This window comes from Cryobacterium sp. TMT1-3, from assembly GCF_004402315.1.
Classification (GTDB): domain Bacteria; phylum Actinomycetota; class Actinomycetes; order Actinomycetales; family Microbacteriaceae; genus Cryobacterium; species Cryobacterium luteum.
Genome location: NZ_SOFW01000006.1, coordinates 171140 through 189367, shown reverse-complemented (window position 1 = coordinate 189367; position 18228 = coordinate 171140). Strand labels below are relative to the sequence as shown.

Below are 18228 nucleotides of genomic sequence, written 5' to 3'. Positions count from 1 at the left end.
CTTCTCATGAAGGCGATTTCCAAGAATGACTACGGACCCCGACAAGCAGGAAGTGCTGATCGTCACGGGAATGTCCGGGGCGGGACGTTCCACCGTTGCCAACGCGTTGGAAGACCTCGACTGGTATGTGGTCGACAACCTGCCGCCACAGATGCTGCGACCTCTGGTCGATTTGGTCGAACGCGCCGGCACCAACCTGCCCCGAATCGCCGCGGTCGTCGATATTCGGGGCCGCGACCTGTTCGGTGACTTCCTCGAGACCGTGCAACTGCTGCGCAGTGGCACCCAGGTACAGGTCATCTTTCTCGAAGCCAGGGACGACGCGCTCGTGCGCCGTTTCGAATCCGTGCGCCGCCCGCATCCGCTGCAGGGGGACGGCACTCTGCTGGACGGTATCGCGGCAGAACGGTCCAGACTGCTCGCGGTGCGGGAATCCAGCGACCTCGTCATTGACACCTCAGATCTCAACGTGCACCAGCTCGCGACGACGATCACCGAGCGGTTCGCGGCTGAGGGCCGCGCGGGGGTGCAACTGACCATCATGAGTTTCGGCTTCAAGTACGGCCTGCCAACCGACGTCGATCTGGTCGTGGACGCCCGTTTTCTACCGAACCCGTTTTGGATCCCGGAACTTCGCGCGCACACCGGCGTTGACCCCGAGGTGAGAGACTTTGTACTCGCGCAAACCGGTGCCCGTGAGTTCATCGAGCACTATGCCGCCGCCATGGCACCCGTGCTGGCCGGCTACCAGCGAGAAAACAAACGTCACGCCACCATCGGCATCGGCTGTACCGGCGGCAAGCACCGTTCCGTCGCGATGGCCAGAGAACTGGCGTCCCGGCTCGAAAAACTTCCCGGAGTCGCGGTCAATATCAAGCACCGCGATCTCGGACGCGAATAAGCGAGGCGGGGCGCAGCATCCGCTCCCCGGCCTTTCACCACTCAGACGTAACGCAACTGATCAACAGAATGGAAAAGCGATTGGCACTCACCGCCGACGTTAAAGATGAACTTTCGCGTGTGGAGGTCTCCAAGACCACCGTGCGCGCGGCCGAACTGGCCACGATTCTCCGGTTCTCCGGCGGATTGCACATGATCAGCAGCCGCATCGCGATCGAATCGGAACTCGACACGGCCATTCTGGCCCGCCGGGTGCGCAAAGACCTCGCCGAGCTGTACGGGGTGCGCAGCGCCCTGCAGGTCATCGCCGCAACCGGAATTCGTCAGTCCAGCCACTACCTCGTGCAGGTGATCGAGGGCGGCGAGACGCTGGCACGCCAGACCGGCCTGCTGGATGCTCGCCGCCGACCGATCCGCGGGCTGCCGAACCGGCTGACCACGGGCTCGAAGGAAGAAATCGCCGCCGTCTGGCGCGGGGCATTCCTCGCCCACGGAACCCTGACCGATCCGGGCCGCTCCGCAGCTTTGGAAGTCGTCTGCCCCGGCAACGAGGCCGCGATGGCGCTGGTCGGAGCGGCGGGACGCCTCGGCGTCGCGGCCAAGGCTCGTGAAGTGCGCGGAGTGCATCGCGTCGTCATCCGCGACGGCGACGCCATCGGCGCGATGCTCGTGCACATGGGTGCGACCAACACCGTGCTCAACTGGGAAACTTTGCGCCAGCGCCGCGAAGTGCGTGCCACGGCCAACCGGCTGGTCAACTTCGATGACGCGAACCTTCGGCGATCCGCCGAGGCCGCAGTCGCCGCCTGCGCCCGGGTGCAACGGGCCATGGACATCCTCGGTGAGGATATCCCCAAGCACCTCCGTTACGCGGGAGACCTGCGACTAAACTTCCGGGACTCCAGCCTTGACGAGCTGGGCCACCACGCCGATCCGCCCATGACCAAAGACGCTGTTGCAGGCCGCATTCGACGCCTGCTTGCCATGGCCGACAAGAAAGCGGTCGAACTCGGCGTTGAAGGAACCGATGTTGACTATCCGGTTCATTCCGATGGCGCTTAAAGCGGCGAATTCTGTGGCTCGCAACGCCCGCAGGTAGACTAAATCGTCGCTTACAACGCCGCCGCACCCGGTGCGGTGGCACAACTCACAAGGAGATAAGTAATGGCCGAATACACCCTGCCCACCCTTGATTATGACTATGCGGCTCTCGAGCCCAGCATCAGCGGCACCATCATGGAACTCCACCATGGCAAGCACCACCAGGCCTACGTCACCGGCGCCAACACGGCACTGGCCCAGCTCGCGGAGGCCCGCGACAGCGGAAACCTCGCCAACGTGAACAAACTGCAAAAGGACCTGGCCTTCAACCTCGGCGGCCACGTCAACCACTCCATTTTCTGGACGAACCTGTCGCCGAACGGCGGCGACAAGCCGGTCGGTGAGCTCGCTGCTGCGATCGACGACAACTTCGGCTCTTTCGACAAGTTTCAGGCGCATTTCACCGCCGCGGCACTTGGCGTTCAGGGTTCCGGCTGGGCCGTCCTCGCTTGGGACTCCATCGGGCAGCGCCTGATCATCCAGCAGTTCTTCGATCAGCAGTCCAACTTCGCGGCCGGAACCGTGCCGGTTCTCATGCTCGATGTCTGGGAGCACGCCTACTACCTCGACTACCGCAACGTGCGAGCCGACTATGTCAAGGCTTTCTGGAACATTGCGAACTGGGCAAACGTGCAGAAACGTTTCGACGTTGCACGCGAGAAGACGAACGGCCTGCTGCTACTCTCGTAACCCTGCCGGTGCCCCGAACGATTCGGGGCACCGAGGTTCCCGTCCCCGTCCTCTTTTCATCGCGCCAAGTGGCGCCTTTTCTCAATCAGGAGCTATCAGTGTCCGTAAAGATCGGCATCAACGGATTCGGCCGCATTGGTCGTAACTACTTCCGAGCAGCCCTTGCCAAGGGCAGCGACATTGAAATTGTCGCTGTCAACGACCTCAGCGACCCCGCGTCGCTCGCCCACCTGCTGAAGTATGACTCTGTCGGCGGTCGCCTGAACGCCACCGTCGAGGTCGATGGGGACAACATCATCGTCAACGGCAAGCCCATCAAGGTGCTTGCCGAGCGCGACCCGGCCAACCTGCCCTGGGGGGCGCTGGGCGTGCAAATCGTCATCGAGTCCACCGGTCGTTTCACCAAAGCCGTCGACGCACAGAAGCATATCGAAGCCGGTGCCAAGAAGGTCATTGTCTCCGCCCCCGCAACGGGTGCCGACGTCGCGACCCTCGTGCTCGGTGTGAACGAGAACACCTATGATGCCGCGATCCACAACATCATCTCGAACGCGTCGTGCACCACGAACTGCCTCGCGCCGCTCGTCAAAGTGTTCCTCGACAATTTCGGCATCGAACGTGGCCTCATGACCACCATCCACGCCTACACCGCAGACCAGAACCTGCAGGACGGCCCGCACAACGACCTGCGACGTGCCCGCGCTGCCGCACTCAACATCATCCCCACCTCGACCGGCGCGGCCAAGGCCCTCGGCATGGTCATTCCAGAGAGCGTCGGCAAGCTCGACGGTTACGCTCTGCGCGTTCCGGTCCCGACCGGCTCGATCACCGACCTCACCGTCACCGCGTCCCGCGCGGTGACGGTCGAAGAAGTGAACGCCGCGTACAAGGCTGCCGCCGAGGGACCGCTCAAGGGCATCCTCAGCTACACCGAGGACCCGATCGTGTCCAGCGACATCGTTGGCGACCCGCACTCGTCGATCTTCGACGCCGGACTCACCAAAGTGATCGGTGACCAGGTCAAGGTTGCTGCGTGGTATGACAACGAGTGGGGCTACTCCAGCCGTCTCGTCGACCTCACCGAGTTCGTCGCCGAGCGACTCTAAGGGCCGCGCGGTGACGTTACGCACGATTGATTCGCTCGGACCGCTGCGCGGCAAGCGGGTTATTGTTCGCTTTGACCTGAATGTGCCGTTGAAAAACGGTCAGATCACCGACGACGGACGAGTGCGGGCGTCACTGCCCACCCTCAACGCCCTCGTCGCTCAGGGCGCCCGCGTGGTGATCGTCTCTCACCTTGGGCGCCCCGACGGGGCGGTTGATCCCCAATACAGCCTCAAGCCCGTTGCCGCTCGCTTGAGCGAACTGGTGAATCTCCCGGTAGCCTTTGCCACCGACACCGTCGGCGACTCAGCTACCCAGTCCGTCGCTGCGCTGAACGACGGCGACATTGTCGTTCTGGAGAACCTGCGCTTCAACGCCGGTGAAACCAGCAAAGCGGATGCCGAGCGCGTCGCCTTCGCCGAGCAACTCGCTCGGCTTGGTGACGCCCTCGTCTCCGACGGATTCGGGGTTGTGCACCGTAAGCAGGCGAGCGTCTACGATCTGGCCTCGCTCTTGCCGAGTGCCGCCGGGCTGCTCATTGCCGCCGAACTCGACGTACTCGATCGTCTCACCGAGAAGCCGGACGTACCGTACACGGTCATCCTCGGCGGCTCCAAGGTCAGCGACAAGCTCGGCGTCATCGGACATCTGCTGCCCCGGGTGAATTCCCTGCTCATCGGCGGCGGCATGCTGTTCACCTTCCTCGCCGCCCAAGGGCACCAGGTCGGCGCCAGCCTGTTGGAGAGCGACCAGATCGAAACTGTTCGCGGCTACCTCGCTGAAGCCCAACGTCTTGGTGTGAAAATCGTGCTTCCGACCGACGTCGTGGTGGCATCCCGGTTCGGTGCCGACGCTGAGCACGTAATCACTCCGGCTGATGGCATCGAAAATACACCGTTCGGCGCTGCCGGACTCGGCCTGGATATCGGGCCCGAGACCGCGGCAGCCTTCGCACAGATCATCCGTGCATCGAACACCGTGTTCTGGAACGGTCCGATGGGTGTTTTTGAACTGGCACCATTCGCGGAGGGCACCCGAACGGTGGCCGCCGCACTCACCGAGGTCACCGGCCTCAGCGTGGTCGGTGGCGGTGATTCGGCCGCTGCCGTGCGCATCCTCGGTTTCCACGACGACCAATTCGGTCATATTTCTACCGGCGGTGGCGCTAGCCTCGAATTCCTCGAGGGCAAGCGTCTACCAGGACTGGAGGTCCTCGGATGGCAGTGAATATCAACCCTCGGCGCACACCGCTGATCGCGGGCAACTGGAAGATGAACCTGGACCACCTCCAGGCAATCGCCTTCGTTCAGAAGTTGGCCTGGAACCTCAAGGACGCCGGGCACGACTTCGCCGCGGTCGAGGTCGCCGTCTTCCCACCGTTCACCGATCTGCGCAGCGTGCAAACGCTCGTGTCGGCCGACAAGCTTCCGCTGGCCTTCGGTGCTCAGGATGTGTCAGCCCACGACTCCGGTGCCTATACGGGTGAGATCTCCGGTGCGTTTCTGGCGCAGCTGGAATGCCAGTACGTCATCATCGGGCACTCCGAACGCCGAATCCTGCACAATGAGACCGACGAGCAGGTCGCCGCCAAGGTGACGGCGGCGCTGAAGCATAACCTCGTACCGCTCATTTGTGTCGGAGAGAGTGCCGAGGACCTCGCCGTCCATGGTCCGAGCGCCGTCCCGGTCGCGCAACTGCGGGCAGCCCTCGCCGGCGTCACAAACGCGGCCGACATCGTCGTAGCCTACGAGCCGGTGTGGGCGATTGGCTCCGGCCAGGCCGCCACACCGGAGCAGGCCGAGCAGGTCGCCGCAGCGTTGCGCGGCGTCCTCGTCGACACCCTCGGGCAAGACGTCGCCGATAAGACTCGAATTCTGTACGGCGGCTCGGTCAAGAGCGGCAACATTGCCGCTTTCATGCGCGAACCCAACGTCGACGGAGCCCTGGTCGGCGGTGCGAGCCTGGACATTCCAGAGTTCTCCAGTATCGTTCGCTATCACAAGCACGTCGGAGTCTAACCCGACGCTTTCCCGACACCAGGTGGCGAGGTGGTTGCCCCCGGGGGCAACCACCTCGCTCCCGTGTAAAGGGTATAATTACGATGGTCTGGGCGCCAGAGTTGCGCCCACCGTGTTTTGAAAGGTTTCGTGTGGAGATTCTCCAGGTCGTCATGCAGGTGCTCGTCGGAATTACGAGCCTCCTGCTCACCATGCTCATTCTGCTGCACAAGGGGCGGGGTGGTGGGTTGTCCGACATGTTCGGGGGCGGTGTGACATCGAACCTTGGAGCCTCAGGGGTTGCCGAGCGCAACCTCAACCGCATCACGATCATCCTGGGCCTGCTCTGGATCTCCTGCATCGTGGTGCTCGGTTTGATCACCAAGTTTGACACCGGGGCTTAACTTTTCGCTCTTCACGGAGTTACCCTGTGCAGGGTTAACAACTGCACGGTTAACAACTGCAGGGTTAACAACTCCAGGGTTAACAACTGCAGGGCCAACGCCTGCAGAGTCAACACCTGCAGACTCAGGTAACGGTAGTTCAGCAACAGAACCAATAACTGCTCGATAATGCGGCGCACAACTGCACGAGTCAACGGAGGAACAAGATGGCATCAGGCGGCAGCGCAATTCGTGGCTCGCGTGTAGGCGCGGGCCCCATGGGCGAGCAGGACCGGGGTTTTCACGCGGACCGCATCAAGGTTTCCTACTGGGATGCACTCGGCAATGAGACCGTACGGTACTTCGCCGCGAGCCTTCCCGACGAGGAGATTCCGGTGACCATCGATTGCCCGTCATCCGGGCTGCCGGCCGGCCGCGATAAGGAGAATCCTCCGTCAGTCGTAAAGCTCGAGCCCTACAAGACGCACCTGGCTTACGTTAAGGAACGTCGCACCGAGGAAGAAGCAGAGTCGCTCCTTGAAGAGGCACTGAATCAGCTGCGCGTTCGTCGCGGAAAGTTGTCTCCCACGAACTGACGCACGACGCAGAAGCCGGCTCTCGAGAAATCGACAGCCGGTTTCTTTGTTCTCAGGGAGAGTTCTCCACGACGGGTTCATCCGGGACCGCCGACATTTTGACTACGCCGGTGCGATGAGGTTTTCCGGAACCTGGGCTGCCGCGTCACTGTCCACAAAGAACATCGTACGGTGGCGTCCCTTGATTCCCGCTGCCGGAACCTCGTCGCGGCTCGCGCCGGCCAGTGCGAGTCCGAGCGCTGAGGCCTTGTCGGATCCGGCCAGAACCAGCCAAACCCGGTCAGAGGAATTGAGCACGGGACGCGTCAGCGACAAACGATCAGCCGGCGGCTTTGGCGAGTCGCGCACGGTGATCACACTGGCCTCACGCTCCCGAATGCCCGCCCGATGCGGGAACAGCGACGCGACATGCCCGTCTGGTCCGACTCCGAGAAACGTCACGTCTAAACGGGGGTACTGGGCACCCTCCGGCGCGTGGGCCAGCAACTCGGCCGTATACCGAGCGGCTGCGGCCTCGAGGGGGTCGGTCCCGGTTTCAGCCGGATCATCCGACGCTCCGAACGCGTGGATGTTGGCGCGCGGAACATCGATGTGGTCGAGAAGAGCTGCCCGTGCCTGCAACTCGTTGCGCTCGGGGTCAGCGCGCGGAAGCCAACGTTCGTCACCCCACCAAAAATTAACCCGAGACCAATCGATGGTGTCTCGTGCGGCCGACTCATTGATGGCCGCCAGGACTGCGATTCCCACGGAGCCACCGGTCAGCACAACATGCGCTTCGTCTTGTTCTTGGAGCACGTCGACCATGTTCGTCAGAAAACGGGCCGCGACCGACCCGGCCAGCGCCTGCTTGTTCTGGTGCACCAGCACGCGGCGATCATTTGTCACGGTCACACTCCGGTTCCTGAGCTCACCACGTCATCGAGTTGCGGCAGACCGCGGGTGATGACCTCACCATACAGCTCGTCGGGATCAAGTCGACGCAGTTCGTCGGCCAGACAGTCGCGCAGGCTCCGACGTTTGAGGGTCAGATCCTGCATCGGCTGTCCCGGCTGGCTGAGCGTGGCGATGTCGGGGACTTCACGTTCGAGGGAGATCGTCCCGGACGCCCGGGTGAGGTGAACCCCGTGCACGCCATTGGCGAGGGGGCCGGTGGTCAATTCGTAGTCCACGGGCACCTGCAGCTGCATCTGCAGCCATGCGGCCAACAGGGTGGTCGACGGTGAGGCCGCAGCGCCGGTGACCTGGATGCCCGTGACCGGTTCGTAGGGCGGCTGGTCCAGCACGGCGGCCAGCTGAGCGCGCCACAGCGTCAGGCGGGTCCAGGCAAAGTCGGTGTCACCAGGACGGTAGCTTCCGCACAGGTGGTGCAGCGCAGACTGCGGGTCCGGCTGCGCCGAGGCATCCGTAATGCGGCGGTAGGCGATACGCCCGAGCGGTGAATCACCGGGAACGGCCGGGGCCGTCCCCGGCCACCAGGCTACGACGGGAGCATCCGACAACAGCAGGCCGGTGACCAGACTCTCCGGATCACTCGCAGCGTCACCGTACGCGCGCAGAACGATGACCTCGCTGGCGCCGGCGTCGCCGCCGACCCGAATTTCCGCATCAACCCGGGCCTCGGGCGTCGCCGCTGACGAGGTGGTTTCCTGGGTAGAAACGACGATGACTCGCATTGGATGCTCCCGAGAAGCGTCATTGGCGGCCTCGATGGCTTCTTCCTCGTGTCCGAGGGTAGATGCGATGATCAGGGTCAGCACACGTCCGAGGGCGACAGCGCCGCCCTCTTCCCGAATGCGAACGAGAGCCTTCGAGATCTTCGCGGTCGTGGTGTTGGGCAGATCGACGATCATGGACGCCTCCAGGTGCGGCCGTCGCGGGCCAGTAAATCATCAGCGGATGTGGGACCCCAGGTTCCCGGGCGGTACTGCTCCGGCTGCCCCTGCGCGGCCCAGTACTCTTCAATCGGGTCGAGGATCTTCCACGACAGTTCAACCTCTTCGTGCCGGGGAAACAGCGGCGGATCGCCGAGGAGCACATCGAGGATGAGTCGCTCGTACGCCTCAGGGCTCGCCTCGGTAAAGGCATGGCCGTACCCGAAGTCCATGGTCACATCGCGCACCTGCATGACGACTCCCGGTACTTTCGATCCGAACCGGATCGTGACGCCCTCGTCAGGCTGCACCCGAATGACCAGGGCGTTGTGGCCGAGTTCGGCGGTCTGGCCGGGAGCGAACAGGTATTGTGGGGCGCGTTTGAACACCACGGCGATTTCGGTGACGCGGCGTCCGAGACGCTTGCCGGCGCGCAGGTAAAACGGCACTCCCGCCCAGCGGCGTGTGTCGATCGTCAATCGCATGGCCGCGTAGGTCTCGGTGACCGAGTCCGGATTCATGCCGTCTTCCTCGAGAAAACCGACGACTTTTTCGCCACCCTGCCAACCACCGGCGTACTGCCCGCGGGCGGTGCCGGTGCCCAGGTTGGCAGGCAGCCGAACCGAGGCGAGCACCTTCTCCTTCTCAGCGCGCAGGTCGGCGGCATCGAATGAGATGGGCTCCTCCATGGCCGTCAGGGCGAGGAGCTGCAGCAGGTGGTTCTGAATCACATCGCGAGCGGCGCCGATGCCGTCGTAATATCCGGCACGGCCACCCACACCGATGTCCTCGGCCATGGTGATCTGCACGTGCTCGACGTGGTTGGCGTTCCAGAGCGGCTCGAACATCTCGTTGGCGAAGCGCAGCGCCAGAATGTTCTGCACCGTCTCCTTCCCGAGGTAGTGGTCGATGCGAAAGACGGAATCGGGCGGAAAGACCGACTCGACCACATCGTTCAGCTGACGCGCTGTCCTGAGATCGCTCCCGAAGGGCTTCTCAATGACGACCCGACGCCACTGGCCGTTCTTCTGCTCGGCGAGGCCGGAGCGGCGCAGCTGCTCGGTGACCTGGGGGAAGGCCTTGGGCGGAATCGCCAGGTAGAACGCATGGTTGCCCATCGTTCCGCGCTCACGGTCGAGGTCGTCGATGGTCTGGCTGAGCCGGGTGAAGGCTTCGTCGTCATCAAAAGTGCCCGACACAAAACGGATGCCCTCGGCCAGCTGCGCCCAGACATCCTCGTGGAAGTCGGTGCGGGCGTGTTCTTTGACGGCATCGTGCACAACCTGCATGAAGTCTTCGTTGTCCCAGTCTCGGCGGGCAAAACCGACGAGGGCGAAACCGGGCGGCAACAGCCCACGGTTTGCGAGGTCGTAGACGGCGGGCATGAGTTTCTTGCGCGCCAGGTCACCGGTGACGCCGAAGATTACGAGGCTGGAAGGCCCGGCGATACGATTCAGACGATAGTCGGAGGGCGACCTGAGCGGATTAAACTCCGGGGTAATTTCCACCGGGGACATGCAGCTCCTTTGACGGGACAGTGCAGAAAATATGAGGGGGTGAAACGCGGGGATGCAGCGAAGATCTTGGCTGGTGCTGGTGGCCGGTTCCTCGCGGGCGCATGCCCGCGAGGAACCGATCAGTGGCTAGGCGAGTGCGCGGAACAGGGTGGCGATGTTCTGCGCCGGCTGGGTCAGGGTGAGCGTCAACACGGGGCGGCCGTGCTCGGCGAGCACGCTCGCGTCGCCGCTGGCCTGCGCCTGGATCAGCTGACCGAACGTGAACGGACGCTCGGGAATGTCGAGGTCCTCCGCCGGTCTGGCGAGAATCTGCAGATACACGGCAGTGGCCGGCCCGCCCTTGTGGAACTGCCCGGTGGAATGCAGAAAGCGCGGACCCCAACCGAACGTGACCGGCCGCTTTGACAGGGCGGCCAGCTTGTTGCGCACCTCGGCCAGTTCCGGCAGGGCGAGACGGTCGACGTACGCTTGAACGGCAACGTAACCGTCGGGGCCGAGTTCCTCCAGCAGCGCGTCGATCGCTGAGGCGAGGTCGCTCGCGGCACCGATGACGTGCGGGGTGCCACGCACCTCAATGCCGTCTGCGATGAACGCGGCAGGTTCCGGTGCTGGGCGGGCGTCGAGCAGACCACGGGTGGCGATCTTAGCGGATTCCACGTCGGGCTGGTCGAACGGGTTGATGCCGAGCAGTCGTCCGGCCACGACGGTCGCGTATTCCCAGACCATAAATTGCGCCCCGAGGGTTCCGCTGACCCGGATCTCATCGCCCGCGTCACCGAAGAGTTCAGTCCCGGCATCAGCGACGACCCGAACGAGCTGCACATCGGGCAGCGCCTCGATCAGTTCGGGAGCATTCAGCTCGAGCACGACCGGCAAGATGCCGGTACCGAGCTTGCCGGTTGATTCGGCGATGAGCTGTTCGACCCAGTCGGCGAAACCGATGATGTGGGTACCGTCAGAGACGATGGCGAGCTTGTCGCGCCTCGGGTCGGTGGCGGTGATCGCCGCGCCGAGCACGAGTCCCGGGTTCTCGGGGGAGTCCACGGCCAGCGCCCGTGCGATCGACTCGGCCTCGTCGAGCAGTGCGCCGACATCGACCCCGGCCAGTCCCGATGGCACGAGACCGAATGCAGTCAGGGCCGAATAACGTCCGCCGACGGTCGGGTCGGCAGTGAAGACACGGTACCCGGCTTCCCGAGCGGATGCCTCGAGCGGCGATCCCGGATCGGTCACGACAATGATGCGTTCGGCCGGGTCGACGCCGATGGCGCGGAACGCGCGTTCGAACACGCGCCGCTGGCTGTCGGTTTCGACCGTCGAGCCGCTCTTGGACGAAACCACGAGCGCAGTGCCGGCCAGGTTGTCGTTCAGCGCGGCGAGCACCTGTCCGGGGTCGGTCGCGTCGAGCACGGTCAGGTTCACGCCGGCGGTGCGGGTGATGACCTCGGGGGCGAGCGACGATCCGCCCATTCCGGCGAGGGCGATCTGCGTGACGCCACGGGCCTGCAGGATGGCTCGCAGTTGCACGATTTCGGCGACCAGCGGGCGGGATACCGAGGCGGACTCGGTCCAGCCGAGGCGCAAAGCAGCCTCGGCTTCGGCCTCGGGGCCCCACAGGGCGGCATTTTTGGCAGTGATACCGGAGGCGACGCGATCCGTGACCAGGGTAGGAACCGTGGCGCGCACGGCATCGGCCGCAGCGCCACTCACCGAGATGCGAAAGTTCATCAGAGAGCCGAGCTTGTCGGGGCCGCGCTGGTCGAGGCGGCGGTGAGGGCGGTCTGCACGGTATCGAGCAGTTCGTTCCAGGACACCTCGAACTTCGACAGGCCCTCTTCTTCGAGCAGACGGGTCACGTCGTCGTAGGAGACGCCCTGGGCTGCGAGTGCGTCGAGTATGGCGTTCGCAGCCGCGTAGGAGCCGGTGACCGAGTCAGCTGGGATGACGCCGTGGTCGGCGGCGGCCTGCATGGTCTTCTCCGGCATCGTGTTGACGACCTCGGGGGCGACCAGCTCGGTCACGTACAGGGTGTCGGGCAGGCTGGCGTCCTTGACGCCGGTCGAGGCCCAGAGCGGACGCTGCTTGGTAGCGCCGGCCCTGATCAGACCGAGAGCGCGCTCACTGCTGAACGCCTGCTCGTACACCTGGTAAGCGAGCTGCGCGTTGGCGACTCCGGCCTTGCTCTTGAGCGCGAGGGCTTCCGGGGTGCCGATCGCTTCGAGGCGGGCGTTGATCTCGGAGTCGACGCGCGAGACGAAGAACGAGGCGACCGAGTGAATCGTAGAGAGATCGAGGCCGGCGGCCTTGGCCCGCTCGAGACCGGCGAGGTAGGCGTTGATGACCTGGCGGTGACGCTCGAGGCTGAAGATCAGGGTGACGTTGACGCTGATGCCAAGAGCAATGGTCGACGTGATGGCTTCGAGGCCCTCAATCGTCGCAGGAATCTTGATCATCGCGTTGGGGCGGTTGACCTTGGCCCAGAGCTGCTGCGCCTCGGCGACCGTACCGGCCGCGTCGCGGGCGAGGCTCGGCTCGACCTCGATGGAGACGCGTCCATCCTGGCCGTTGGTTGAGTCGTACACCGGGCGAAAGATGTCACAGGCAGCGGCGACGTCGTCTGTGGTGATGGCGAAGACTGCGTCGGTCACGTTCCTGCCGGCGGCGGCCAACGTCGCAACCTGTTCGGTGTATGCCTCACCCTTGGCGAGAGCGCCGGCGAAGATCGTCGGGTTGGTGGTAACGCCGACGACGTTGCTGTTTTTGATCAGGTCTTGCAGCCCGCCGGAGTTGATGCGTTCGCGGGAGAGATCGTCGAGCCAAATGCTGACGCCGGCTGCGGACAGCTGGGCGAGGGGTGTCGGGTTTGTCATTGTTGAAAATCTCCTTCGTGCTGCCGTCAGGCAGTGAGCTGATGCGGTGTGGTGGAGAGGATAGTGCGATGTTGACCCCGTATCGGGGCCAACATCAGGCTGCGCTGATTGATTCCCTGGCGGCTCTGACAACGGCCTCTGTGGTGATGCCGAATTCGCGGAACAGCGTCTGGTAGTCGGCGGACGCCCCGAAGTGTTCGATGGAGATACTGCGGCCGGCGTCGCCGACGTAGCCGCGCCAGGTCAGCGCGAGGCCGGCCTCGACCGAGACCCGGGCCGTGATCGCGGCCGGAAGCACCGATTCACGGTATTCGCTGCTCTGCTCGTCGAACCATTCCAGGCACGGGGCACTGACCACGCGCGCATTGATGCCTTCGAGAGCCAGCTGCGTGCGGGCGTCCACGGCAAGTTGCACCTCGGAGCCGGTTCCGATCAGGATGACGTCAGGGGTTCCGCCGGCCGCTTCGACCAGTACGTAGGCGCCACGGGCTACGTTCTTGGCCGAGGCGAAAATTTCAGCGGATGCTGCGCCCTCGCCACGCTCGTACACGGGAATGTTCTGGCGGGTCAGGGCGATCCCGGCCGGGCCATTCCGTCGTTCCAGGATGGTCTTCCAGGCCCAGGCGGTTTCGTTGGCGTCGCCGGGGCGCACGACGTCGAGTCCGGGGATGGCACGCAGGGTTGCGAGCTGTTCGATCGGCTGGTGGGTGGGGCCGTCCTCGCCCAGTGCGACGGAGTCGTGGGTCCAGACGAAAATCGACGGCGCTTTCATGAGCGCGGCCAGTCGCACGGCCGGGCGCATGTAGTCGCTGAAAATCAGGAAGGTGCCGCCGAACGGGCGGGTGTTGCCGTGCAGCACGATGCCGTTGAGAATCGCGGCCATGGCGTGTTCGCGGATGCCGAAGTGCAGAACACGACCGTAGGAGTTGCCGGTCCATTCACCGGTGGAGTGCTCGCTCGGAATGAACGAGGCGGCACCGCCGATGGTGGTGTTGTTCGATTCGGCGAGGTCGGCCGAGCCGCCCCACAGTTCGGGGATGACGCCGCCGAGGGCGGTGAGCACCTTGCCGGAGGCTGCGCGGGTCGAGACCGCGGTGCCGCCAGGGAAAACCGGCAGAGCGTCGTCGACGCCGTCGGGCAGGTCGCCGGACAGCACTCGATCGAGCAGGATCTTGCGCTCGGGGTTGGCCGTCGCCCAGGCATCGAACTGAACAGTCCACTCGGTGTGCGCGGTGGCACCGCGCTCCACGGCCAGACGGGTGTGGGCGATGACCTCGGGGGACACGTCGAAGGTCTTCTCCGGGTCGAATCCCAAAACCGTCTTGACCCCGGCGAGTTCATCGGCACCGAGCGCGGAGCCGTGAATCTTTCCGGTGTTCTGCTTCTTCGGGCTCGGCCAGCCGATGATCGTCTTGAGGATGATCAAGCTGGGCTTGCCGGTTTCGTGCTGGGCGGCCTCGATGGCGTTGTTCAGCTCGGCGAGGTCTTCGACGTAGGAGCCGGTCTTCTTCCAGTCCACCGTCTGCACGTGCCAGTCATAGGCGGCATAGCGGGCAGCGACGTCCTCCGTGAAGGCGATATTGGTGTCGTCCTCGATCGAGATCTGGTTGCTGTCGTAGATGGCAATGAGATTGCCGAGCTGCTGGTGGCCGGCGAGAGAGGATGCCTCGCTCGTGATCCCTTCCTGCAGGTCGCCGTCGCCGGCGATGACATAGACGAAATGGTCGAACGGGCTGGCGCCGGCAGCGGCATCCGGGTCGAACAGGCCACGCTCGAAACGCGATGCGTAGGCGAACCCGACAGCGGATGCCAGCCCCTGGCCGAGCGGGCCGGTCGTGATCTCGACACCGTCGGTGTGGCCGTATTCCGGGTGGCCGGGGGTCTTGGATCCCCAGGTACGCAAGGCCTTGAGGTCTTCGAGTTCGAGGCCGTAGCCGCCGAGGTACAACTGCACGTACTGGGTGAGTGAGCTGTGGCCGACCGAGAGAATGAAGCGGTCGCGACCGATCCACTCGTTGTCGACCGGATCGCGGCGCATGATCTTCTGGAAGAGCAGGTAGGCGGCCGGGGCGAGACTCATCGCGGTGCCCGGATGCCCATTCCCAACCTTCTCAACGGCGTCCGCCGCCAGAATGCGCGCGGTGTCGACCGCCTGATCGTCAATGGAATCCCATTGGAAAGCTGCCACGTCTCGTAACCCTTCATCGGAGCGAAGGCGGGTTGAGCTCAACCCATCCTTTGATAGTTGTGCAATTGTCGGCAACCATTTCGCTCCTGCCGGTCGCGCCGTGCTGGCGCTGGACCGCAAGCGAAATGTCACCCCCAGCGAGTTGGCCTGCTTAGTGCTGCCATCTCCCACCCGGGGGCTCGCCGAACTACTGATTCACTGTGGGGAGCACCACAAGTATACGGAAGGAATGTATCGAGACGCTCGGAATGACGTGACATGGAGACACAAACCGCATTTGACCAAGGTGGAGCGTCGCGCCGGACGTGTCCTAGAATAGGAAGACTTGCCTAGCGTTAGAGGATTAATGGACGTCGCCCTGAAGACCCCGGTCCGGAGCGGACCGCGCACACTGAAGCGCACCGTTAAGGCCTACGTCTCCCTGACCAAACCGCGAGTGGTCGAATTGCTCCTGGTGGTCACCGCCCCCACCATGCTGCTCGCTGAGCGGGGAATCCCCAATCTGTGGCTGATCCTGGCCACACTCGTCGGCGGATCGCTCAGCGCCGGATCCGCCGGGGCGTTCAACTGCTATCTCGATCGCGATATCGATCGCCTCATGAAACGCACCAAGAACCGGCCGCTCGTCACTGGAGAACTGAGCGATCGGGAGGCTCTGATTTTTGCATGGGCGCTGGGTGCAGCATCCATTTTGTGGCTGGGACTTCTGACCAACTGGCTCGCCGCCGCACTGTCGTTCGGTGCCATTTTGCTCTACGTCGTGTTCTACACGATCATCCTCAAGCGTCGCACGCCGCAGAACATCGTCTGGGGCGGCGTCGCCGGCTGCATGCCCGTGCTCATCGGCTGGGCGGCTGTGACCAATGATGTGTCCTGGCCCCCGATCATCCTGTTCATGATCATCTTCCTGTGGACCCCGCCGCACTACTGGCCGCTGTCCATGAAATACCGCGCCGATTACCAGGCTGCCGGCGTTCCGATGCTCGCCGTGGTGCGGGGTCGTGCCCAGGTGGGCCTGCAGGTCATCCTCTATGCCTGGGCCACCGTAGCCTGCTCACTGCTTCTGATTCCCATCGCCGATATGGGGCTGCTGTACAGCTTCACCGCCCTCGTCACGGGTGGATGGTTCATCTACGAGACGCACCGCCTGTACAGCCTGGCTATCCGACACGAGCACGTGTCGCCGATGCGGGTGTTTCACGGTTCGATCGCCTACCTGACGCTGCTGTTCGTGGCTGTCGGAGTAGATCCGCTCCTGCCGTTCTAACCCCACCGCCCTCGTCCGCGCGCGGGCGGAGTCAGACGCGGCGAGTGAGCCGAGTATCGATTTTGCCGACGTCGGCGGTATGAATCACGACCGTGACCACTCGTCCAGCCAGGGCCATCGTCGTCGCGGTGAAATCGGACGCCGTGACGGTGATGGCGGGCAGGGCCGTGTCATCGACGACCAGATTGGACCGGTGTGCGAGGGCGAGTTCGATTTCCGCCTGCTGCTGGGTGTGCCTGGCGGCCCACAACTCCGACCCGAAGTCGTGCGGGTTCTTGGCGTAGTTCATGACGATGTACTGCAGATGCTGATTGAGCGCGTCGCGAATGGGGTCACCGCCACGACTGGTGGAGCCCGGCACGTCGGTGAAGACGAATCCGCGAAGTTCGGCGATGCCAACCGGGCCCGCCGGGGAATCTTCGAACCAGAAATTACCCAACGGATCGGCTAGCCAATAATGCGCCTGAGCCTCCAACGTGCGCCCGTGGTTGCCGTACCAACTCCAGCCACGCTCCTGAATCCGCGGTTGCGGAACAAAACCGAACACCGGCGGGCCGAACAAAGCAAGGCGCGCCGCGTCGTCTGGCGGCTTCCACTTGGCTCCCGGAGCGAGATGCATGTCTGGAGAGTACACCGGTGCACCCCGCCGGGGGAGAGCCACGCGGACTAATTCCTCGCGGTCCCGTTCCCGGCAAACTCGGGGAGTGCGGCAGGATGACCGACCGGAGCCTTGAGGTTCAGTATGACCAGAGTCATCGCTGCAGCGAGCACGCAGGCCAGCACCATGTGCAGGCCGACGAGCACCGGCGGCAGCCCCAGGTTCGCCTGCAGCAGTCCAACGACGATCTGCACGAGCTCGACCACCAGCAACGTCACAACGTAGGAACGAACGGGCAGCGTGCCGCGAACGGATGCCACGAGCAGCACGATCGTCAACACCAGCGTCGCGTAGCCCGGCCAGGCGTGCAGGTGCTCGAGCAGTTCGGCGTTGAAGCCGGTGCGCCCGGCGGCGGCATCGCCCGAGTGCGGTCCGGAAGCGGTGGTGAGAACGCCCATCATCACCGTCAGCGCCACGACGAAGCTCGTGGCGTGGGCCAGGCCGGCGAACCCAGCCGGAACGACGAGCGCGCGCGGCCCGGGGGCGAGGTAGACGCGGTGAACGAGCACCGTTGCAAAGCAGACCATGACGAGCGAGATCGTGAAGTGAAATCCGACGATGAACGGGTTGAGGCCGGTCAGCACGGTGACGCCGCCGACGAGCGCCTGCGCGAGAACGCCGGCCGCGAGAATCACGGCGAGAACGAACAGGTCTTTGCGTTCCTTGCGCAAACGCCAGAGCAGAACAACTGCCGCGATCGCAATGATGCCGATCAGTCCGGTCATGGTGCGGTTCGCGAACTCAATGACGCCGTGGATCCCCATCTCCGGGGTCGGCACGAGTGAACCGGCGACGCAGGTCGGCCAGGTTGGGCAGCCCAGGCCGGAGCCGGTGAGGCGAACGGCGCCTCCCGTTCCGACAATGAGAATCTCCGTCACGAGTGACAGCCAGGCGACCACCCGAATTCGTGCATCGATAGCGCTCGGTAGCCATTGGTATATCGCATTCACCGGTTCTGCTCCCACTGTCTTGCTTCTCATCGCGTGCCTTCTGATCGTGCCCTGTGCAAATGTGAATCGACCAGCAAAGCACGCGTATCGTGCTGATCAACCTGTAGAATTAGGATCTCCATGGAGATCTTCGTGC

18 protein-coding genes are annotated in these 18228 nt (G+C 64.0%); 9 read left to right on the top strand and 9 right to left on the bottom strand.

Features of this window, described 5'->3' with window-relative positions; all coding sequences use genetic code 11:
• Nucleotides 1-25 precede the first annotated feature (25 nt).
• From rapZ to secG, 7 genes are all read left to right on the top strand, one after another.
• The gene (gene rapZ, locus E3O25_RS01445; protein WP_092107835.1) at nucleotides 26-901 is read left to right on the top strand and encodes an RNase adapter RapZ; all 876 of its coding nucleotides are present in this window, start codon (nucleotides 26-28) and stop codon (nucleotides 899-901) included.
• Between the two features lie 80 nt (nucleotides 902-981).
• Complete coding sequence (gene whiA / locus E3O25_RS01440) at nucleotides 982-1962, top strand: DNA-binding protein WhiA (protein ID WP_092107837.1); 981 nt, start codon at nucleotides 982-984, stop codon at nucleotides 1960-1962.
• 102 nt (nucleotides 1963-2064) lie between these two features.
• Nucleotides 2065-2691, top strand: a complete 627-nt coding sequence (locus E3O25_RS01435; protein ID WP_092107839.1) for a superoxide dismutase — start codon at nucleotides 2065-2067, stop codon at nucleotides 2689-2691.
• A gap of 98 nt (nucleotides 2692-2789) precedes the next feature.
• Nucleotides 2790-3797: a type I glyceraldehyde-3-phosphate dehydrogenase gene (gene gap / locus E3O25_RS01430; RefSeq protein ID WP_092107841.1), complete on the top strand. Its 1008-nt coding sequence runs from the start codon at nucleotides 2790-2792 to the stop codon at nucleotides 3795-3797.
• Nucleotides 3798-3807: 10 nt separating this feature from the next.
• Complete coding sequence (pgk, locus tag E3O25_RS01425; protein WP_092107843.1) at nucleotides 3808-5022, top strand: phosphoglycerate kinase; 1215 nt, start codon at nucleotides 3808-3810, stop codon at nucleotides 5020-5022.
• Nucleotides 5013-5813 (top strand): triose-phosphate isomerase, encoded by an 801-nt coding sequence (gene tpiA, locus E3O25_RS01420; protein ID WP_174721691.1) that lies wholly within the window; start codon nucleotides 5013-5015, stop codon nucleotides 5811-5813. Before pgk ends, tpiA begins: the two co-directional genes overlap by 10 nt.
• A 131-nt stretch (nucleotides 5814-5944) precedes the next feature.
• Nucleotides 5945-6196 (top strand): preprotein translocase subunit SecG, encoded by a 252-nt coding sequence (gene secG / locus E3O25_RS01415; protein ID WP_092107845.1) that lies wholly within the window; start codon nucleotides 5945-5947, stop codon nucleotides 6194-6196.
• Nucleotides 6197-6207: 11 nt separating this feature from the next.
• Here the strand turns inward: secG and E3O25_RS16840 are convergent, their stop codons facing one another.
• A complete protein-coding gene (locus tag E3O25_RS16840) occupies nucleotides 6208-6375 on the bottom strand; it encodes a hypothetical protein (RefSeq protein ID WP_166805936.1) in 168 nt (55 codons plus the stop codon).
• A gap of 27 nt (nucleotides 6376-6402) precedes the next feature.
• Here E3O25_RS16840 and E3O25_RS01405 point away from each other — a divergent pair, with 27 nt between their 5' ends.
• A complete protein-coding gene (locus tag E3O25_RS01405; RefSeq protein WP_092107849.1) occupies nucleotides 6403-6771 on the top strand; it encodes an RNA polymerase-binding protein RbpA in 369 nt (122 codons plus the stop codon).
• 102 nt (nucleotides 6772-6873) lie between these two features.
• Here the strand turns inward: E3O25_RS01405 and pgl are convergent, their stop codons facing one another.
• From pgl to tkt, 6 genes are all read right to left on the bottom strand, one after another.
• Nucleotides 6874-7656, bottom strand: coding sequence for a 6-phosphogluconolactonase (pgl, locus tag E3O25_RS01400; RefSeq protein ID WP_092108161.1), 783 nt, complete (start codon nucleotides 7654-7656; stop codon nucleotides 6874-6876).
• A gap of 2 nt (nucleotides 7657-7658) precedes the next feature.
• A complete protein-coding gene (locus E3O25_RS01395) occupies nucleotides 7659-8621 on the bottom strand; it encodes a glucose-6-phosphate dehydrogenase assembly protein OpcA (protein WP_092107851.1) in 963 nt (320 codons plus the stop codon).
• Nucleotides 8618-10159: a glucose-6-phosphate dehydrogenase gene (gene zwf, locus E3O25_RS01390; protein WP_092107853.1), complete on the bottom strand. Its 1542-nt coding sequence runs from the start codon at nucleotides 10157-10159 to the stop codon at nucleotides 8618-8620. The genes E3O25_RS01395 and zwf overlap by 4 nt, the downstream gene beginning before the upstream one ends.
• Nucleotides 10160-10285: 126 nt before the next feature.
• A complete protein-coding gene (locus tag E3O25_RS01385; RefSeq protein ID WP_092107855.1) occupies nucleotides 10286-11887 on the bottom strand; it encodes a glucose-6-phosphate isomerase in 1602 nt (533 codons plus the stop codon).
• Nucleotides 11887-13029 carry a transaldolase gene (tal, locus tag E3O25_RS01380; protein ID WP_134360264.1) on the bottom strand — a complete coding sequence of 381 codons (1143 nt, stop codon included), beginning with the start codon at nucleotides 13027-13029 and terminating at the stop codon, nucleotides 11887-11889. The genes E3O25_RS01385 and tal overlap by 1 nt, the downstream gene beginning before the upstream one ends.
• 94 nt (nucleotides 13030-13123) lie before the next feature.
• Complete coding sequence (gene tkt / locus E3O25_RS01375) at nucleotides 13124-15217, bottom strand: transketolase (RefSeq protein ID WP_092107859.1); 2094 nt, start codon at nucleotides 15215-15217, stop codon at nucleotides 13124-13126.
• A 346-nt stretch (nucleotides 15218-15563) separates the two neighbouring features.
• Between tkt and E3O25_RS01370 the strand changes: the two genes are divergently transcribed.
• Nucleotides 15564-16484 carry a heme o synthase gene (locus E3O25_RS01370; RefSeq protein ID WP_092107861.1) on the top strand — a complete coding sequence of 307 codons (921 nt, stop codon included), beginning with the start codon at nucleotides 15564-15566 and terminating at the stop codon, nucleotides 16482-16484.
• Nucleotides 16485-16515: 31 nt separating this feature from the next.
• On the opposite strand, the gene E3O25_RS01365 is transcribed toward E3O25_RS01370, so the two are convergent.
• Both E3O25_RS01365 and E3O25_RS01360 read right to left on the bottom strand, forming a co-directional pair.
• Nucleotides 16516-17103 (bottom strand): hypothetical protein, encoded by a 588-nt coding sequence (locus tag E3O25_RS01365; RefSeq protein ID WP_134360263.1) that lies wholly within the window; start codon nucleotides 17101-17103, stop codon nucleotides 16516-16518.
• 47 nt (nucleotides 17104-17150) lie between these two features.
• Nucleotides 17151-18122 carry a heme A synthase gene (locus E3O25_RS01360; protein ID WP_092107865.1) on the bottom strand — a complete coding sequence of 324 codons (972 nt, stop codon included), beginning with the start codon at nucleotides 18120-18122 and terminating at the stop codon, nucleotides 17151-17153.
• Between the last annotated feature and the right edge of the window lie 106 nt (nucleotides 18123-18228).

Bases quoted from the DNA above. Each gene is read 5' to 3' on its own strand.
- E3O25_RS01370 (WP_092107861.1), top strand. From the start codon at position 15,564: ATGGACGTCGCCCTGAAGACCCCGGTCCGGAGCGGACCGCGCACACTG.
- zwf (WP_092107853.1), bottom strand. From the start codon at position 10,159: ATGTCCCCGGTGGAAATTACCCCGGAGTTTAATCCGCTCAGGTCGCCC.
- tal (WP_134360264.1), bottom strand. From the start codon at position 13,029: ATGACAAACCCGACACCCCTCGCCCAGCTGTCCGCAGCCGGCGTCAGC.
- rapZ (WP_092107835.1), top strand. From the start codon at position 26: ATGACTACGGACCCCGACAAGCAGGAAGTGCTGATCGTCACGGGAATG.
- E3O25_RS01435 (WP_092107839.1), top strand. From the start codon at position 2,065: ATGGCCGAATACACCCTGCCCACCCTTGATTATGACTATGCGGCTCTC.
- E3O25_RS01395 (WP_092107851.1), bottom strand. From the start codon at position 8,621: ATGATCGTCGATCTGCCCAACACCACGACCGCGAAGATCTCGAAGGCT.
- E3O25_RS01360 (WP_092107865.1), bottom strand. From the start codon at position 18,122: ATGAGAAGCAAGACAGTGGGAGCAGAACCGGTGAATGCGATATACCAA.
- E3O25_RS01365 (WP_134360263.1), bottom strand. From the start codon at position 17,103: ATGCATCTCGCTCCGGGAGCCAAGTGGAAGCCGCCAGACGACGCGGCG.
- tpiA (WP_174721691.1), top strand. From the start codon at position 5,013: ATGGCAGTGAATATCAACCCTCGGCGCACACCGCTGATCGCGGGCAAC.
- E3O25_RS01385 (WP_092107855.1), bottom strand. From the start codon at position 11,887: ATGAACTTTCGCATCTCGGTGAGTGGCGCTGCGGCCGATGCCGTGCGC.
- E3O25_RS01405 (WP_092107849.1), top strand. From the start codon at position 6,403: ATGGCATCAGGCGGCAGCGCAATTCGTGGCTCGCGTGTAGGCGCGGGC.